A 15312-nucleotide genomic window follows, 5' to 3' on the forward strand; every position below is an offset into this window, starting at 1 on the left:
TCCGTCGTTTCCAGCCGGCAGGCACTCGTCTGCTGCGTGGCGCCGCCGGGTCGGAATCACCCGCGGTCCGGCGCTCCGTCGAGATCGCTGCGCATCAGCACGCTGTCGTCGTCGAGCGCACGGATCTCGATCGCCACGATGTCTCCAGCGTCGAGCGCGGTCGCCGCGCTCAGCCGCGCCGTCGTGCCCGGCCGTGCGCGCCACGTCGAAAGCTGCGTCGCGGTGCCCTCGGCGTCGATGACGACCAGCGCATAAGGCCAGCTCTTGCTGCTCTCCCCCTCGCCGCCGGCATCCCCCGCGTACCGGCACTCCATCTCGAGGCGGGTTCCCCACGCGGCATCCGACAGCTCCACTGTCGCCGTCCACGGCACATCCACGACAGGATCCAGCGCCACCACCTCGATGCTGCGAAACCCCGGCGCGATGACCAGCGTCACCGCGATCACGATCGCCGCCGCCACCCCGGCGACCGCGACGATGCCTCCGGTCCACGCCCATCCGCGCCGTCTGCGCGGTGGACGCGATGTGCTCGGCCGCTCCCGCCCGAGCGAGATCAGCTCGTCGCGGCGCCGCGGATCGGGGCCGCCGTCGGGCACACCCGCCGTGAGCATCGCGTCGGCTCGTTCGGGTGTGATCCGGCCGAGAAGCCCCAGCGTCGGCGCCAGCTCCCCGATCGCCGCGCGGCAGATCGGGCACTCCTCGAGGTGCGCTTCGTAGCGTCGCCGGTCCGAAGGGCTGAGCGCTCCGAGCACGTATGCGGCGTCCCACTCCGCGACCTCAGCGTGTCCCGGGTTCATCGCGTCACCCCCCTCTCCTGCAGCGCGAGCCGCAACGCCCGCAGCCCGTAGTGCAGTCGTGACTTCACAGTGCCCTCCGGGATCTCCAGCTCGGCCGACATCTCGGCGATCGTGAGGCCGCCGTAGTACGCGCGCACCACGACCGCACGATGCTCGGGCGACAGCGCGGCCAGGGCCTCCTCGATGAGGATCGCTTCGAACAGCGCGTCGGTCGCGTCGGCCGACGCCCGCTCGGGCATCTCGGGCACGTCGATCTCACGTCGGCGCCGCGCACTGCGCACCTCGTCGATCACCAGGTGGCGGGCGACCGTGAACATCCACGACCGCGCGGCCGACGGTTCGTCCGCGAGGATCTTCGGCGTGCGCCACGCGCGCAGCAGCGTCTCCTGCACGACGTCGTCCGCGCCGGCACGATCGCCCGTGAGATGCACGACGTATCTCCACACGGGCGCTGCGTGCGCGTCGTACAGCGCGGCCAGACGCACGGCATCATCCGCGGGCCCGTCCGCGGCGTCCTCCGTCGCGCGTTCGCGTCTCATCCTCACCTCCCGCAGGAGACACGAGGCCCGCGCGTGCGGGGTTCATCCGCACCTGGATTCGCACGCCTCGTGATCAGAGTATGGACCTCTTGCGCGCCATGTTCGCGACCCCGCCGCACCTCGCTCCAGCGTCGGTGTGGGAGATCGCCGGCTGCCCCGTCGGCGTCGGGGACATCCTCGTCGATGGTGTCAGCGCAGTGTGCCGAGGAGGGCTTCCCACGCGGCCGGGTCGTTCATCAGGGGAATCACCATGAGCACGCCCGCGAGGAAGGTGAACAGCACGCCGGCGACCAGCGGGATCCACCACGTCAGCCGCCCCTTGCTCACGCTCCACCACGAGACCGCGGCCGTCGCGAGCCAGCCGACGGTCAGCAGCAGCGCTGCCGCAATGCCCCACGGGCGCCCCGAGGCCGGATCCGACAGCTCGGCCTCGACACCGAGGACAGTGAACATCGTGTCCGCGTATGCGGAGTAGTCCAGGAACGCCGGGAACGACGAGATGACGTTGACCAGCCCATACGCGAGCAGGGCGAACGTGACGATGCGATCGACCGCGCGCCGCCGCGTCGGCACCACGTCTGCACTCGGTGCGGCTACCGCGGGCGCCCCCACCGGGGCGGCCTGCTCGACGACGCGCCCGGCGTCGAGGGCGACGGTCACGTCGGGCTGCCGGATCCGCGCCCGCTGCTCCTCGGGCGTGGCGTACTCGCCATATTGCGGCCGGGGCCGCGATGATTCAGCACTGTGCGGCCGGGGCCGCGATGATTCAGCACCGCCAGGGCTCGGCTCGGGAACAGCCGCGTCGGTCACGCGCGGGCCCGCCCGCCCAGGGCCCGGTCGTCACGCTTGCCCGAGGCATCCGTCCGCAGCTCCTTGGGGAGCGAGAACTGCAGGTCCTCTTCGGCGGTGCGCACTTCTTCGACGTCGCGGAAGCCGGCGCCGGACAGGTCGCGCAGCACCTCCTGCACCAGGACGTCGGGCACCGACGCGCCGCTGGTCACGCCGACCGTCTCGACACCCTCGAGCCACGCCTGCTCGATCTCGTCGGCGTAGTCGACTCGGTACGCGGCCTTCGCACCGTACTCGAGCGCGACCTCGACGAGCCGAACGCTGTTGGACGAGTTGGCCGAACCGACGACGATCACCAGATCGGCGTCTTTCGCGACCTTCTTGATCGCAACCTGGCGGTTCTGCGTGGCGTAGCAGATGTCGTCCGACGGCGGGTCCTGCAGGTGCGGGAACCGCTCGCGCAGGCGGCGGACGGTCTCCATGGTCTCATCGACCGAGAGCGTCGTCTGCGACAGCCACACGACCTTCGACGGATCGCGCACCTCGATCGTGTCGGCCTCGTCGGGCGAGTTGACGATCGTGACATGATCGGGTGCCTCGCCCGCCGTGCCCTCGACCTCTTCGTGGCCTTCATGGCCGATGAGCAGGATCTCGAAGTCGTCGCGTGCGAACCGCACCGCCTCGCGGTGCACCTTGGTTACGAGCGGGCACGTCGCGTCGATGGCGAGCAGACCCCGATCGGATGCCGCGTTCACGACCGCCGGCGAGACCCCGTGCGCGCTGAAGACGACGTGCGCTCCCTCGGGCACCTCGTCGACCTCTTCGACGAAAATCGCCCCCTTGCCCTCGAGCTCGGTGACCACATGGATGTTGTGAACGATCTGCTTGCGCACGTACACCGGGGCGCCGAAGCGCTCGAGCGCCTTCTCGACGGCGATGACCGCACGATCCACCCCCGCGCAGTAACCACGAGGCGAAGCCAGCAGCACCCGCTTGTGTCCGGGGACGGCGTTATCCTGGAGCGGTTCGCGCCGCCGCGGGATTCGCGGGACGGGCATGCTCACAGATCTCGTACCCAAGGTGCCGGTGCTCACCCCACGAGTCTACGGGCGGCCCCGTGGACGGGACCTGTGAGTGAGAGGACCGCATGACCACGTTCCAGCCCGCCACGATCCCCGGCGAGCCGCCGCCCGCGGACTCGGTCCGACCGCGGGACTCCACACCTCAGGCGCCGACGTCGGTGGCTCGGCTGAACGACACGATCCGCGGCTTCATCCAGAACTGGGGCTCGGTCTGGGTCGAGGGCGAGATCACGGCGTGGAACCAGCGGGGCGGCAACGTCTTCGGCCGCCTCAAGGACCTGGCCACCGATGCGACCATCTCGTTCCGCATCTGGTCGTCCACGCGCGAACGGCTGCCCGATGACCTCAAAGTCGGAGATCACGTCATCGCCTGCGTCAAGGCGGACTACTTCAGCAAGACCGGCGACTTCAGCTTCGGGGTCTCCGCCATGCGCCACGTCGGGCTCGGCGACCAGCTGGAGCGGCTCGAGCGCCTGCGGGTGCAGCTGCGCTCCGAGGGGCTGTTCGACCCGGCTCGCAAGAAGCGGATCCCGTTCCTCCCTCACGTCATCGGCCTCATCACCGGAGAGAACTCGGATGCCGAGAAGGACGTGCACCGCAATGCCGAGCTCCGCTGGCCGCAGGTGCGCTTCCGCACCAAATACGCCGCCGTGCAGGGCGACCGCTGCGTGCCCGAGACGATCGCCGCACTGAAGGCCCTCGACGCAGCCCCCGAGGTGGATGTGATCGTCATCGCCCGCGGCGGCGGCGACCCGCAGACGCTCCTGGGCTTCAGCGACGAGCGCCTGGTGCGTGCCGTCGCCGCCGCGACCACTCCCGTCGTGAGTGCGATCGGACACGAGAACGACCACCCCCTCCTGGACGACGTCGCGGACCTGCGCGCCTCGACGCCGACGGATGCAGCCAAGCGTGTGGTCCCGGATGTCGCCGAGCAGCGCGCGATCGTGGCACAGCTGCGCTCACGGCTGACCTCGCGCTTGACACAGCGGCTCACCCACGACATCGCGCAACTCGAGCAGCTGCGCTCGCGGCCGGTGCTGCGAGCCCCGGAGTCGCTGCTGACCTCGCGCGCTCACGAGATCGAGCTGCTCGCCGCACGCGGCCGGGAGCGGGTCGACCGCGCGCTGGACGTGCAGGGGCGCCGCACGGCAGAGTTGCGCGCGACCCTGCGTGCCCTCTCCCCCGCGTCGACGCTCGCGCGCGGCTATGCCATCGCGCATCTGGCCGACGGCGTCATCGTGCGCGACGCCGCTCAGGCTCCGGCATCCACCGCCGTTCTCGTGACGGTGGGCCGGGGATCGTTCGCGGCACGATCCGAAGGGCCGATCGAGGAGGACCCTGGCGACGGGGCTTCCGGGGCGCCGACGTAGGATGGAAGCCATGACCGAGACCAGCGGCGCGCCTACCGACGTCGCGTCGCTTTCGTTCGAGCAGGCCCGCGACGAACTCGTGCGCGTGGTCGCCGAACTCGAGCAGGGATCGCCGACGCTCGAGCATTCGCTGGCTCTGTGGGAGCGCGGCGAGGCTCTCGCGGCACGTTGCGAGGAATGGCTGCTCGGCGCCAAGCGCCGACTCGAGGCCGCACGCGCATCGACCGCGCGCGACGAGGGCGGCGAGGCGTGATGGCGCGCGATCCCCGTGTCGTCGCCGAGCTCGGCCGCCCCGAGACTCCCGATGAGACCGCCGCCCGCAAGGCCGAGTCCTCACGGGTCTACCGATCGAGCCAGAACACGCGCAATCTGGTCGCGGCGCTGCTGGTGACGCTCGCGGTGGTCGCGGTGATCATCTTCGCCGTCCCGCGGGGCACACCGCCCGAACGGGAGCCGATCGACATCGCCGCGGTCGCCGAACGCGCCGGGAACGCCGAGGGCCGCGAGCTGATCGCGCCCGAGCTCTCGGACGACTGGATCGTCAACAGCGCCGCCGTCGAGGACGAGGGCTCATCCCGGGCGTGGACCATCGTGCTGGCGCCCGCAGACGAGAACCAGCCCGGGTTCCTGCGCGCCTCCCAGGGCTTCGACGCCGACGAGGCCTGGCCCGCGCGCGTTCTCGCCGGTGCCGCGCCGGTCGACACTGTGACCATCGGCGGGATCGCGTGGGACCGCTACGAGCTCGACCCGTCACGCAACGGCAACCTCTCGGTCGCCCTCGCAGCCCCTGCGGGTGCCGACACCGTCCTGATCTACGGCACGGCCGACGACGACGCACTCCAGGAGGTCGCCGCCGCCGTCGCCGCCGAAGTGGCCGCTCTGCGAGAGGAATCGGAATGACCGCACCGTCGATGCCCGGGGCCGAGACCACACCCGCGAAGGCCTGGCGCGAGATGCAGCGCGGCAACGCCCGATTCGTCGCCGGTGAGCCGCACCACCCCCGGCAGGACGTCGACCGGCGCCACGATCTGGCGAGCGGGCAGCGCCCCCGGGCGGCCCTGTTCGGCTGCTCCGATTCTCGCCTCGCAGCCGAGATCATCTTCGACAAGGGACTCGGCGATCTGTTCGTCGTCCGCAACGCCGGGCAGGTCATCTCCGACTCCGTGATCGGCAGTCTCGAGTACGCCGTGGCCGTCCTGGAGGTTCCGCTGATCGTCGTCCTCGGGCACGACGAGTGCGGGGCGGTCCGCGCCGCCATCGACAGCACGGACCCGGATGCCGCGCCCCTGCCGCCGCACATCTGGCGTCTGATCTCCCCCATCGTGCCCGCGGTGCGCCGCGTGCAGCGCGCCGCGAAAGACCATGGCGCCCCGACGGATCACATCGACGCCGAAGAGGTCGGCCGCGAGCACCTGCGCGACACCGTGGGCGAGCTGCTGCACTCATCGGAGCTGATCAGCGACGCCGTGGCCGAGGGCCGCCTGGCGATCGTGGGCGCGAACTACCGCCTGGCCGAAGGCGCCGCGGTTCCCGACGTGGTCGTCGGCATCGCCGAACCGGCCTGACCCGACTCTTCCCTCTCCCGCACCGTACGAAACGTGAGGAACAACGACGTGACCGACATCGAGTACCGCATCGAGCACGACACCATGGGCGAGGTCCGCGTCCCCAAGGACGCGCTCTACGCCGCGCAGACGCAGCGCGCGGTGGAGAACTTCCCGATCTCGGGCGACCCGCTGGAGCCGGCGCAGATCGTCGCACTCGCGCGCATCAAGAAGGCGGCGGCCCTCGCCAACAAGGAGCTCGGGACGCTGGATCCCCGCATCGCCGACGCGATCGCGGGCGCCGCCGACCGCATCATCGCGGGCGAATTCGCCGACCAGTTCCCGATCGATGTCTACCAGACCGGCAGCGGCACCTCGTCGAACATGAACATGAACGAGGTGCTCGCGACGCTGGCGACCCAGTCGCTCGGCTCGCTCGTGCACCCCAACGACCACGTCAACGCGTCCCAGTCGTCGAACGACGTCTTCCCCACCTCGGTGCACATCGCCGTCACCCAGGAGCTCATCGACGACCTCATCCCGGCGCTGGACCACCTCGCGGTCGCCCTCGAGGCGAAGGCCGAGGCCTGGAAGAGTGTCGTCAAGTCCGGTCGCACGCACCTGATGGACGCCACGCCCGTGACCCTCGGACAGGAGTTCGGGGGCTACGCCCGTCAGATCCGCCTCGGCATCGAGCGGGTGCAGGCCGTGCTGCCCCGTGTCGCCGAGGTTCCGCTGGGCGGCACCGCGGTCGGCACCGGCATCAACACGCCGCTCGGCTTCCCGCAACGGGTCATCGAGCTCATCGTGGCCGACACCGAACTGCCGATCACCGAGGCGAAGGACCACTTCGAAGCGCAGGCCAACCGTGACGGCCTGGTCGAGGCGTCCGGCGCCCTCCGCACCATCGCGGTGTCGCTGACGAAGATCAACAACGACCTGCGGTGGATGGGCTCCGGTCCGAACACCGGTCTCGGCGAGCTTCACATCCCCGACCTTCAGCCAGGATCGTCCATCATGCCGGGCAAGGTGAACCCCGTCGTTCCCGAGGCCACCCTCATGGTGTGCGCGCGTGTGATCGGCAACGACGCGACCGTCGCGTGGGCCGGCGCTTCGGGCGCCTTCGAGCTCAACGTCGCCATTCCCGTCATGGGCACCGCTGTGCTCGAGTCGATCCAGCTGCTCGCCAACGCCTCGCGCCTGCTCGCAGACAAGACGATCGACGGACTCCAGGCCAACGTCGAGCGCGCGGCCGCCTACGCGGGGATGTCGCCGTCGATCGTGACCCCGCTCAACAAGCTCATCGGATACGAGGCTGCGGCCAAGATCGCGAAGCACTCCGTCTCGAAGGGCATCACCGTCCGCGAAGCTGTCATCGACCTGGGCTTCGTCGAGCGCGGCGAGGTGACTCTCGAGCAGCTCGACGAGAAGCTCGACCTGCTCTCGATGACCCACCCGGGCTGAACGGCACGCCCACGACGATGCTCATGGAAACGCCGCCGCGCGCGGCGGATCCGCCCCCGGTGCCGCAATCGCGTCTGCGGCGGGATAATCGGGACGTGGCCCGAACCGCCCGTCCCATTCCCGCACGCGTCAGGATCCTCGCGGCGATCCTCGCGGTGGCCTGCGTGGGCCTTGCGATCGTGGGGAGCGTGACGTTCTGGGTGCAGCGCGAACAGGTCGTGCAGAGCGTGGACGACCGGCTGAAGAACCAGGTGCAGTTCCTGCAGGGGCTCGCCGAACGCGACAGTGCCGGAGAGACGGGCTCCGGCGCCGAAGAGGCGACGGCCGAGGTCGACGTCGACGACTACGACACCGTCGACGGATACCTCAACGCGGTGGTCGCTCAGCTCGCCCCGGCGCGCAACGAGGCGTCGCTGGCCCTCCTCGACGGCGCACCACGCTGGATTCCTGCGACCCTCTCGGGCTTCGACGTCTCGGACAACCAGGCATTCATCGATCGCATCCTGGCCGAGACGCAGGACGGAGAGGCCCATAAGGGCACCGCAGTCACCGACCAGGGGTCGCTGCGCTACATCGCGATCCCGGTGACGATGCCCGGCGACCCGCAGCAGGGGCTCTACGTGCGGGCGATAGACCTGGGCGCCGAACTCGAGCCCGTGACGATCGCGATGCTGACCTACATCATCGCGGCGATCGCGGTGCTGGCGGCCATCGCCGTCGTGGGCTGGTTCGTGACCGGGCGGCTGCTGTCGCCGATCCGGCACCTGCGCGAGACGGCGGATGCGATCTCGATCACGGACCTGTCGCTGCGATTGTCGCCGCAGGGCAACGACGACATCGCCGACCTGTCGAGGACGGTGAACTCGATGCTCGATCGGCTGGAGGGATCGGTCGACGTCCAGCGTCAGCTGCTCGACGACGTCCGGCACGAGCTGAAGACGCCGATCACGATCGTACGCGGGCACCTCGAGCTGATGAATCCCCGCGACGCGTCCGATGTGTCGGCTGCCCGCGAGATCGGCATCGCCGAGCTCGACCGGCTCGCCCGTCTGGTCGAAGACATCGACCGGCTCGCCACGGCCGAGGCCGACACCTATGCGGCCGCCGAAGTCGACCTCGCCGGCCTGACCGCCCGCGTGGGAGAACTGGTCGCCGTCATCCCCGGCCACGTCTGGACGGTGGAAGAGCACGCCACCGGCACGATCCTCGGGGACCACGACAGGCTGTTGCAGGCGTGGCTGCAGCTCGCGGACAACGCGGCGAAGTACACGCCCCAAGGCACGGCCATCGAGATCGGCAGCTCGCTGGATGCGGACGGCGCCCACCTGTGGGTGCGCGACCACGGCCCCGGTATCCCGCCGGCTGCCCGGCACCGCATCTTCCGCCGCTTCGACCGCGCGCAGGGTAAGCGCGCAGTCGGCGGGTCGGGTCTCGGGCTCGCGATCGTCGAGGCCATCACGAAGGGCCACGGCGGCCGCTGCGCGGTGACCGACACTCCCGGCGGCGGCGCGACGTTCACGATCCATCTTCCCCCTCACGAGACGGAGCTTCCGGCGCCCGTGAGAGCCGGGGATGTCGTCCTGCAACGAGAGGCTTCCGGATGACGAAGATCCTGATCGTCGAGGACGAGCCGCGTATCGCCTCGTTCGTCAGTCGCGGGCTCGAGGCCGCCGGGTACGAGACTGTGGTGGTCGAGGACGGTGCGGACGCGCTCGCGGCCGCATTGCGCGGCGATGCCGACCTCGTGCTGCTGGATGTCGGGTTGCCCACGATGGACGGGTTCGAGGTGCTGCGCGAGCTGCGATCCCGCGGCTCGGTTGTGCCGGTCATCATGCTGACCGCACGCTCGAGCACGCGCGACACGGTCGAGGGCCTGGACGCGGGTGCGAACGACTACGTTCCGAAGCCGTTCGTGTTCGAAGAGCTCCTCGCCCGCGTGCGCTCGCGTCTGCGCGAGACGGTGCCGCAGCCGGGCGTCGCGATCTCGCACGGCGACGTCGTCCTGGACATCCTCGCCCGCCGTGCCACCGTGGCCGGCAGGGAGGTCGACCTCTCGGCGCGCGAATTCGCCCTCGCCGAGCAGTTCCTGCGCAACCCGGGCAGGGTGCTCAGCCGCGAGCTCCTCCTCAGCCGGGTGTGGGGCATGGATTTCGACCCCGGCTCCAACGTCGTCGACGTGTACGTACGGTACCTCCGAGGGAAGCTGGGCTCGGACCGCATAGTGACGGTCCGCGGCGCCGGCTACCGCTGGGAGTGATCCCCTCCCCCGCCGGGCAAGAGGAAGCCCCCGGTGCTGGGGGACACCGGGGGCTGGGAAAGGCCGGATTGGGGGATCCGACCGGTTATCGACCGCGCCTGTCTGGGGAATCGCGCGATCGATCCTTGTTCGAGCCCGGCCGGTCTGGCCGCTGCTCGTGATCGGGGCCCGCGTGTGCGGGATGCGAGTCTGGACCCGCATGGGCTGGACGTGAGGAGGGGTGTTCAGGGGTGACCGGGGCCAACTCTGGTGCGGGTGCGGGCTGCCTGTCGGCGCTCAGCTCGTCACCGCCGAGCTGACCCCACTCGTCCTGCCCGGACTGCCGCTCGTCTGACCGCTTCTCGTGAGACCCCTGCTCGCCTCGGTCGTGGTCGGGCCGGGCATTCGGACGGCGCTCGGCTTCGGCTTGCAGGCCCTGCACCCACGCTTCGATGCGCTCCGTCGACCAGCCGTGCGTGCTCGCCCAGGAGCGGACGTCGTCCCACCGGCCGGCGGCCGCAGCGGCGGCGACGCCTTGCTGAGCGTCGGCGGGCGCGGCAGGGGTGACGGGTGCCTCGGAAACCGATGTCGCGGGAAGGGCCTGCGGCGGGTCGACCACGAGCGGGGTCGGCGCCGGGAGCGTCTCGGGACCGGAAATGGACTCGGAAGGCGTCGGAGCCGACGAGGGCGACGCGGGCACGACCACACTCGCTGCGGCGACGCTGGAGCCGACAGAATCGGCCAGAGCCGCCGAGTTGCTGATGGCGACCGCGCACACCACGGCGACGCTCGCCGCGACGGTGGACACGCCACCCATCACGAGCCCCACCCGTCCGTCCACGGTCGTCCTCCCCTTCCGATGGCGTGAAAACGCCCTCGTCCATGGTGACAGACCCCACGGGGGTCAGGTCACCAGAGGCCATGAGACTCTTCTCATTCGCCCCCGACTCCGCACACCATGCCTGCTCGCCCCACATGGCACGGCCGCCGGCAACACGACGGGATCGGGATGCCGTGGCATCCCGATCCCGTCTCTCCTCCCACGTATCAGGCGAGCTCGCCGGCCTCCAGCAGATCGGTCACCAGCGCGGCGATGGCCGAGCGCTCCGACCGCATCAGCGTGACGTGGCCGAAGAGGCCGTGGCCCTTCAGCGTCTCGATCACCGAGGCGACGCCGTCGTGCCGGCCCACCCGCAGATTGTCGCGCTGTCCCACGTCGTGGGTGAGCACCACACGCGAGTTCTGACCGATGCGGCTGAGCACCGTGAGCAGGACGTTGCGCTCCAGCGACTGCGCCTCGTCCACGATCACGAACGCGTCGTGGAGCGAGCGCCCGCGGATGTGGGTGAGCGGCAGCACTTCGAGCATGCCGCGCTCGATCACTTCTTCGAGGACGTTGGAGGACACCACCGAGCCGAGCGTGTCGAACACGGCCTGGCCCCACGGGTTCATCTTCTCCTGCTGGTCGCCGGGAAGGTAGCCGAGCTCCTGCCCGCCGACCGCGAACAGCGGACGGAACACGATGATCTTGCGCTGCTGCTGGCGCTCGAGAACGGCCTCGAGTCCCGCGCAGAGGGCCAGCGCCGACTTGCCGGTACCTGCCCGTCCGCCGAGCGACACGATCCCGACCTCGGGGTCCAAAAGCAGATCGATCGCGATGCGCTGTTCCGCCGACCGGCCGTGCAACCCGAACACCTCACGATCCCCGCGCACGAGCCGGTACTCGCTGTCACCCACGACGCGTCCGAGCGCGGAACCGCGCTCGGAGTGGATGATCAGGCCGGTGTTGACCGGCAGGCCCTGAACGTCGCCGCTGATTGCGACCTCGCTCTCGTACAGGTCGCTGACGTCGTCGCCCGACACGTCGATCTCGGCGATGCCGGTCCAGCCGGAGTCGACGGCCTGCTCGGCAAGGTACTCCTCCGCGGAGATGCCGAGCGAGGCCGCCTTGACGCGCATCGGCAGGTCCTTCGACACGACAGTCACCTCCTGCCCGTCCTGGGCCAGGTGCATCGCGACGGCGAGGATGCGGCTGTCGTTGTCGCCGAGGCGCATGCCTGATGGGAGCACCGTGGCGTCGGTGTTGTTCAGCTCGACCCGGAGGGTGCCGCCGGCGCCGACCGGGACCGGGAAGTCGAGCCGGCCGTGCTCGACGCGAAGCTCGTCGAGGTGACGCAGCGCCTGCCGGGCGAAGTAGCCGATCTCGGGGTCGTGTCGCTTGCCCTCCAGCTCGGTGATCACCACGACCGGGATCACGACGCTGTGCTCGGCGAAGCGGAAGAAGGCCCGCGGATCGCTCAGCAGCACCGATGTGTCGAGCACGTAGGTGCGGAGATCCTGATCGATCCCCCCGACCTGCTCGAGGCTCTGACTGCGCTGCTTGTGTGGTGCTCGTGTGGTCACAACCCACTCCCGCCCCGGGTGGAGAACCCGGCAGTCACGAGTCGACCAGGGTCACGAGTCGTTTCCGAAAGGCCGACTCGAACGGGCGCCTTGCCCGATGTGATGAACGTACGTCCGCCCGCCGACATCCGGTGCGCACGACACGCACAGGATCGTGTCGTTCTGGTGAACTTCAGCTCACCAGACGCGAGCAGAGGAGAATGCCGCGAGTGCGTCGCCGAACAGGCGCAGCGTGTCTGCTCCGGTGCCCACGTGCGGGGCCACCCGGATGCGGCCGGCACGGGTCGTCACGGTGAGCCCGTGGTTGGCGAGGGACGCGGCCAGGGGCGCAGCATCCTGTGCGGCGGGCTCGAGGGTCACGATGCCGGCGCGACGCTCGGGTTCGCGCGCCGTGACGACGGGAACGTCGTAGCGGTCGGCGAAGAACATGACGTCGGCGGTGCGCGCCGCCAGCTCGGCCTCGATCGCGGCGACGCCGACGTCGGCGACTTCGCGCAGCGCGGTCGCGAGCCGCGCGGCGGCGAGCATGTCGGCGCCCGCCACCGAGAACGCCTGGGCCGACGACGACGGCGCCGGAACCGCGTCGACCGGCAGATCGCCGTCGACCCCGTGGAATCCCGACAGCACCGGCGCGATCCGCTCCAGCGCCCGATCGCCGAACCATGCGAAGCCGGTGCCCCGCCCCGCGCGCAGCCACTTGTAGCCGTGCGCGCACACGACGTCGGCGACGGTGTAGTCGACATCCACCACCCCGAAGCCCTGCGTCGCATCGACGATGAGCAGCCGGTCGCCGAGCACTTCGCGCAGCGCCGGGAGGTCCGCTCGGTAGCCCGTGCGGAAATCGACGAGGCTCACCGCGAGCGCCCGCGTCTCGTCCACGAGCGCGTCCCGCACCACGTCGGGGGTGATGCAGCCGTCCTGCGGTTCGAGCCACTGCACATGGATCGTCCCCAGCGCCTCCGATGCCCGGGTCGCGGCGACGGTGAGGCTCGGGAACTCACCGCGCCCCAGCATGAGCCCGCCGGCGAGACCGTAGATCGCGTGCATGAGGCCGTACGTCGTGGACGGCTGCAGGACGACCTGCGCGGCATCCGTCGTCCCGATCAGCTGCGCGGCGAGCTGCCGCGCCTCGCGGACGTGGTCGCGCACGAGCTCGATGCTGCTCCGCCGCCCCGAGCCGAGCAGTTCGGTGTCGCCCTGCGCCTCGGTGCGCACCGCGGGTGAGAGCGGTCCGAACGCGGCCCAGTCGAGATATCCCGGCTCCCCATCGAACGAGGCCGCATATGAGTCCAGATCCACGCCGTCATTCTGGCAGAGCCGGGAGCTCGCGTGCGCGCGGGTCGGGCGCGGGGTCAGCCGCCGAAACGGCGGTCGCATGACGCGAAATCCCGGATCGCCCGCAGGAAGTCCACCTCGCGCAGGTCGGGTCCGAGGGCCTCGACGAAGGAGAACCTGCGAATGTGAACGACGCGGGCGCTCAGCCGCCGAAACGGCGGTCCCGTGACGCGAAATCCCGGATCGCCCGCAGGAAGTCCACCTCGCGCAGGTCGGGTCCGAGGGCCTCGACGAAGTAGAACTCCGAGTGCGCACTCTGCCACAGCAGGAAGTCGCTGAGCCGTTGCTCGCCCGAGGTGCGGATCACGAGGTCGGGATCGGGCTGTCCGCCGGTGTAGAGGTGTTCGCCGATCTGCTCGGGGGTCAGGCTCGCGGCGAGCTCCTCGAGCGAGCCGCCTTCGCGGTCGTGCTTGGCGATGATGCTGCGCACCGCGTCCACGATCTCGCCCCGGCCGCCGTAGCCGACGGCGAGGTTCACGTGCAGTCCGGGGTGGTCGCGTGTGCGCTCCTCCGCATCGGCGAGCACGCGCGCCAGCTCGGCGGGGAGAGCTGCGGAACGACCGACGTGCTTGACTCGCCAGTCCCGCTCGTGCGAGAGCTCGTCGGCCAGCTCGGCGATGATCTCGATGAGGTCGGAGAGCTCGCGCGAATCGCGCTTGACCAGGTTGTCGTTGGACAGGAGGTACAGCGACACCACCCCGATGCCGACGTCGTCGCACCAGCGCAGGAACTCGCGCATCTTCGCCGCGCCGGCCCGGTGCCCGTGCGAGGCTGAGTCGAAGCCGAGCTGCCTGGCCCAGCGCCGGTTGCCGTCGATCATCATCGCCACGTGCCGCGGCACGGTCTCGGGGTCGAGCCGTCGGCGCAGGCGATTGATGTAGACCCGGTAGAGCGGTCCCCTGCCCTCATTCGACGAAGCACGCGCCACACGCCTACGCTACCCCGCCCGAGGGTGCTCCGCCCATGTGCCGACACGGGCATGCATCGCCCCCTACCCTGGGATCATGAGCCGCCGCGCACGCCTTCCGCAGGCCCCAGAGGTTCCCGTGCTCCCGCTCATGGACGCCGCGGCAGTGGACGCGGCCGCTCCTGAGCTCAAGCCCACCTGGCGGGGATGGATCCATGCCGGCACCTTCCCGGTCGCGATCGTGGCCGGCATCGTGCTGATCGTCGCGGCGCAAGGGGAGCCGGCGAAATGGGCGTCGGCGGTCTTCATGACCACGTCACTGCTGCTCTTCGGAAGCTCGGCGATATACCACCGCTTCGATTGGAAGCCGCGCACGAAGGCGATCCTGAAGCGGATCGACCACGCCAACATCCTGCTGCTCATCGCCGGCACCTACACGCCCATCGCGACGCTGGCTCTGCCGCCCGAGAAGGGAATCCTGCTGCTGTCGGTGGTGTGGAGCGGCGCCTTGCTCGGCATCCTGTTCCGCGTCTTCTGGCTCCACGCGCCCCGCTGGCTGTACGTGGCCCTGTACCTCGTGCTCGGCTGGGCGGCGATCATGTACATCGTCGACCTCTTCAACGCCAACGCCGTCATGATGCTTCTGGTCATCATCGGCGGTCTGCTCTACACGTTCGGCGCGGTCGTCTACGCGCTCAAGCGCCCGAATCCGTGGCCGGGACACTTCGGCTTCCACGAGATCTTCCACGTGTGCACCGTGCTGGCGTTCCTCTGCCACTGGACGGCATGCCTGCTGATCGCACTCGATCCGTACTCGCCGTCGCTCGGCATGCCCGGCTGACGAGA

General features: G+C 70.1%; 16 protein-coding genes. 8 read left to right on the forward strand and 8 right to left on the reverse strand.

Translation table 11 applies throughout. The features are described from left to right. Positions 1-56 precede the first annotated feature (56 nt). The 4 genes from ACLKM7_RS00270 to ACLKM7_RS00285 form a co-directional block, all read right to left on the reverse strand. Positions 57-797 (reverse strand): zf-HC2 domain-containing protein, encoded by a 741-nt coding sequence (locus ACLKM7_RS00270; RefSeq protein WP_436445006.1) that lies wholly within the window; start codon positions 795-797, stop codon positions 57-59. Further along, positions 794-1336 carry a sigma-70 family RNA polymerase sigma factor gene (locus tag ACLKM7_RS00275; RefSeq protein ID WP_436445008.1) on the reverse strand — a complete coding sequence of 181 codons (543 nt, stop codon included), beginning with the start codon at positions 1334-1336 and terminating at the stop codon, positions 794-796. Before ACLKM7_RS00275 ends, ACLKM7_RS00270 begins: the two co-directional genes overlap by 4 nt. Before the next feature lie 189 nt (positions 1337-1525). Then, a complete protein-coding gene (locus ACLKM7_RS00280; protein ID WP_436445010.1) occupies positions 1526-2146 on the reverse strand; it encodes a DUF6264 family protein in 621 nt (206 codons plus the stop codon). Beyond that, positions 2143-3183: a 4-hydroxy-3-methylbut-2-enyl diphosphate reductase gene (locus tag ACLKM7_RS00285; protein WP_436445011.1), complete on the reverse strand. Its 1041-nt coding sequence runs from the start codon at positions 3181-3183 to the stop codon at positions 2143-2145. Before ACLKM7_RS00285 ends, ACLKM7_RS00280 begins: the two co-directional genes overlap by 4 nt. 89 nt (positions 3184-3272) lie before the next feature. Between ACLKM7_RS00285 and xseA the strand changes: the two genes are divergently transcribed. The 7 genes from xseA to ACLKM7_RS00320 all read left to right on the forward strand — a co-directional run bounded on the left by xseA (position 3273) and on the right by ACLKM7_RS00320 (position 9842). Further along, a complete protein-coding gene (xseA, locus tag ACLKM7_RS00290; protein WP_436445012.1) occupies positions 3273-4577 on the forward strand; it encodes an exodeoxyribonuclease VII large subunit in 1305 nt (434 codons plus the stop codon). A gap of 10 nt (positions 4578-4587) precedes the next feature. Next, positions 4588-4830 (forward strand): exodeoxyribonuclease VII small subunit, encoded by a 243-nt coding sequence (locus ACLKM7_RS00295; protein WP_168910808.1) that lies wholly within the window; start codon positions 4588-4590, stop codon positions 4828-4830. Beyond that, the gene (locus ACLKM7_RS00300; RefSeq protein WP_436445013.1) at positions 4830-5477 is read left to right on the forward strand and encodes a DUF4245 family protein; all 648 of its coding nucleotides are present in this window, start codon (positions 4830-4832) and stop codon (positions 5475-5477) included. The genes ACLKM7_RS00295 and ACLKM7_RS00300 overlap by 1 nt, the downstream gene beginning before the upstream one ends. Then, on the forward strand, positions 5474-6142 hold the full coding sequence (locus tag ACLKM7_RS00305) for a carbonic anhydrase (protein ID WP_436445014.1): 669 nt from the start codon (positions 5474-5476) through the stop codon (positions 6140-6142). The genes ACLKM7_RS00300 and ACLKM7_RS00305 overlap by 4 nt, the downstream gene beginning before the upstream one ends. A gap of 48 nt (positions 6143-6190) precedes the next feature. Further along, positions 6191-7585: a class II fumarate hydratase gene (locus ACLKM7_RS00310; protein WP_436445015.1), complete on the forward strand. Its 1395-nt coding sequence runs from the start codon at positions 6191-6193 to the stop codon at positions 7583-7585. A 95-nt stretch (positions 7586-7680) separates the two neighbouring features. Continuing rightward, a complete protein-coding gene (locus ACLKM7_RS00315; protein WP_436445016.1) occupies positions 7681-9189 on the forward strand; it encodes an ATP-binding protein in 1509 nt (502 codons plus the stop codon). After that, the gene (locus ACLKM7_RS00320; RefSeq protein ID WP_436445017.1) at positions 9186-9842 is read left to right on the forward strand and encodes a response regulator transcription factor; all 657 of its coding nucleotides are present in this window, start codon (positions 9186-9188) and stop codon (positions 9840-9842) included. The genes ACLKM7_RS00315 and ACLKM7_RS00320 overlap by 4 nt, the downstream gene beginning before the upstream one ends. Positions 9843-9927: 85 nt before the next feature. Here ACLKM7_RS00320 and ACLKM7_RS00325 read toward each other — a convergent pair whose 3' ends face one another. From ACLKM7_RS00325 to ACLKM7_RS00340, 4 genes are all read right to left on the reverse strand, one after another. Beyond that, positions 9928-10662: a hypothetical protein gene (locus ACLKM7_RS00325; RefSeq protein ID WP_436445018.1), complete on the reverse strand. Its 735-nt coding sequence runs from the start codon at positions 10660-10662 to the stop codon at positions 9928-9930. 206 nt (positions 10663-10868) lie between these two features. Continuing rightward, the gene (locus tag ACLKM7_RS00330) at positions 10869-12224 is read right to left on the reverse strand and encodes a PhoH family protein (RefSeq protein WP_436445019.1); all 1356 of its coding nucleotides are present in this window, start codon (positions 12222-12224) and stop codon (positions 10869-10871) included. Between the two features lie 177 nt (positions 12225-12401). Further along, positions 12402-13523, reverse strand: coding sequence for an aminotransferase class V-fold PLP-dependent enzyme (locus ACLKM7_RS00335; RefSeq protein ID WP_436445020.1), 1122 nt, complete (start codon positions 13521-13523; stop codon positions 12402-12404). A gap of 178 nt (positions 13524-13701) precedes the next feature. Then, a complete protein-coding gene (locus tag ACLKM7_RS00340; protein ID WP_436445021.1) occupies positions 13702-14487 on the reverse strand; it encodes an isoprenyl transferase in 786 nt (261 codons plus the stop codon). Positions 14488-14563: 76 nt separating this feature from the next. On the opposite strand from ACLKM7_RS00340, the gene trhA reads away from it, so the two are divergent. Continuing rightward, a complete protein-coding gene (gene trhA / locus ACLKM7_RS00345) occupies positions 14564-15307 on the forward strand; it encodes a PAQR family membrane homeostasis protein TrhA (RefSeq protein WP_436445022.1) in 744 nt (247 codons plus the stop codon). Positions 15308-15312: the final 5 nt, after the last annotated feature.

This window comes from Microbacterium sp. I2, assembly GCF_051364985.1.
In the GTDB taxonomy this organism is placed as follows: domain Bacteria; phylum Actinomycetota; class Actinomycetes; order Actinomycetales; family Microbacteriaceae; genus Microbacterium.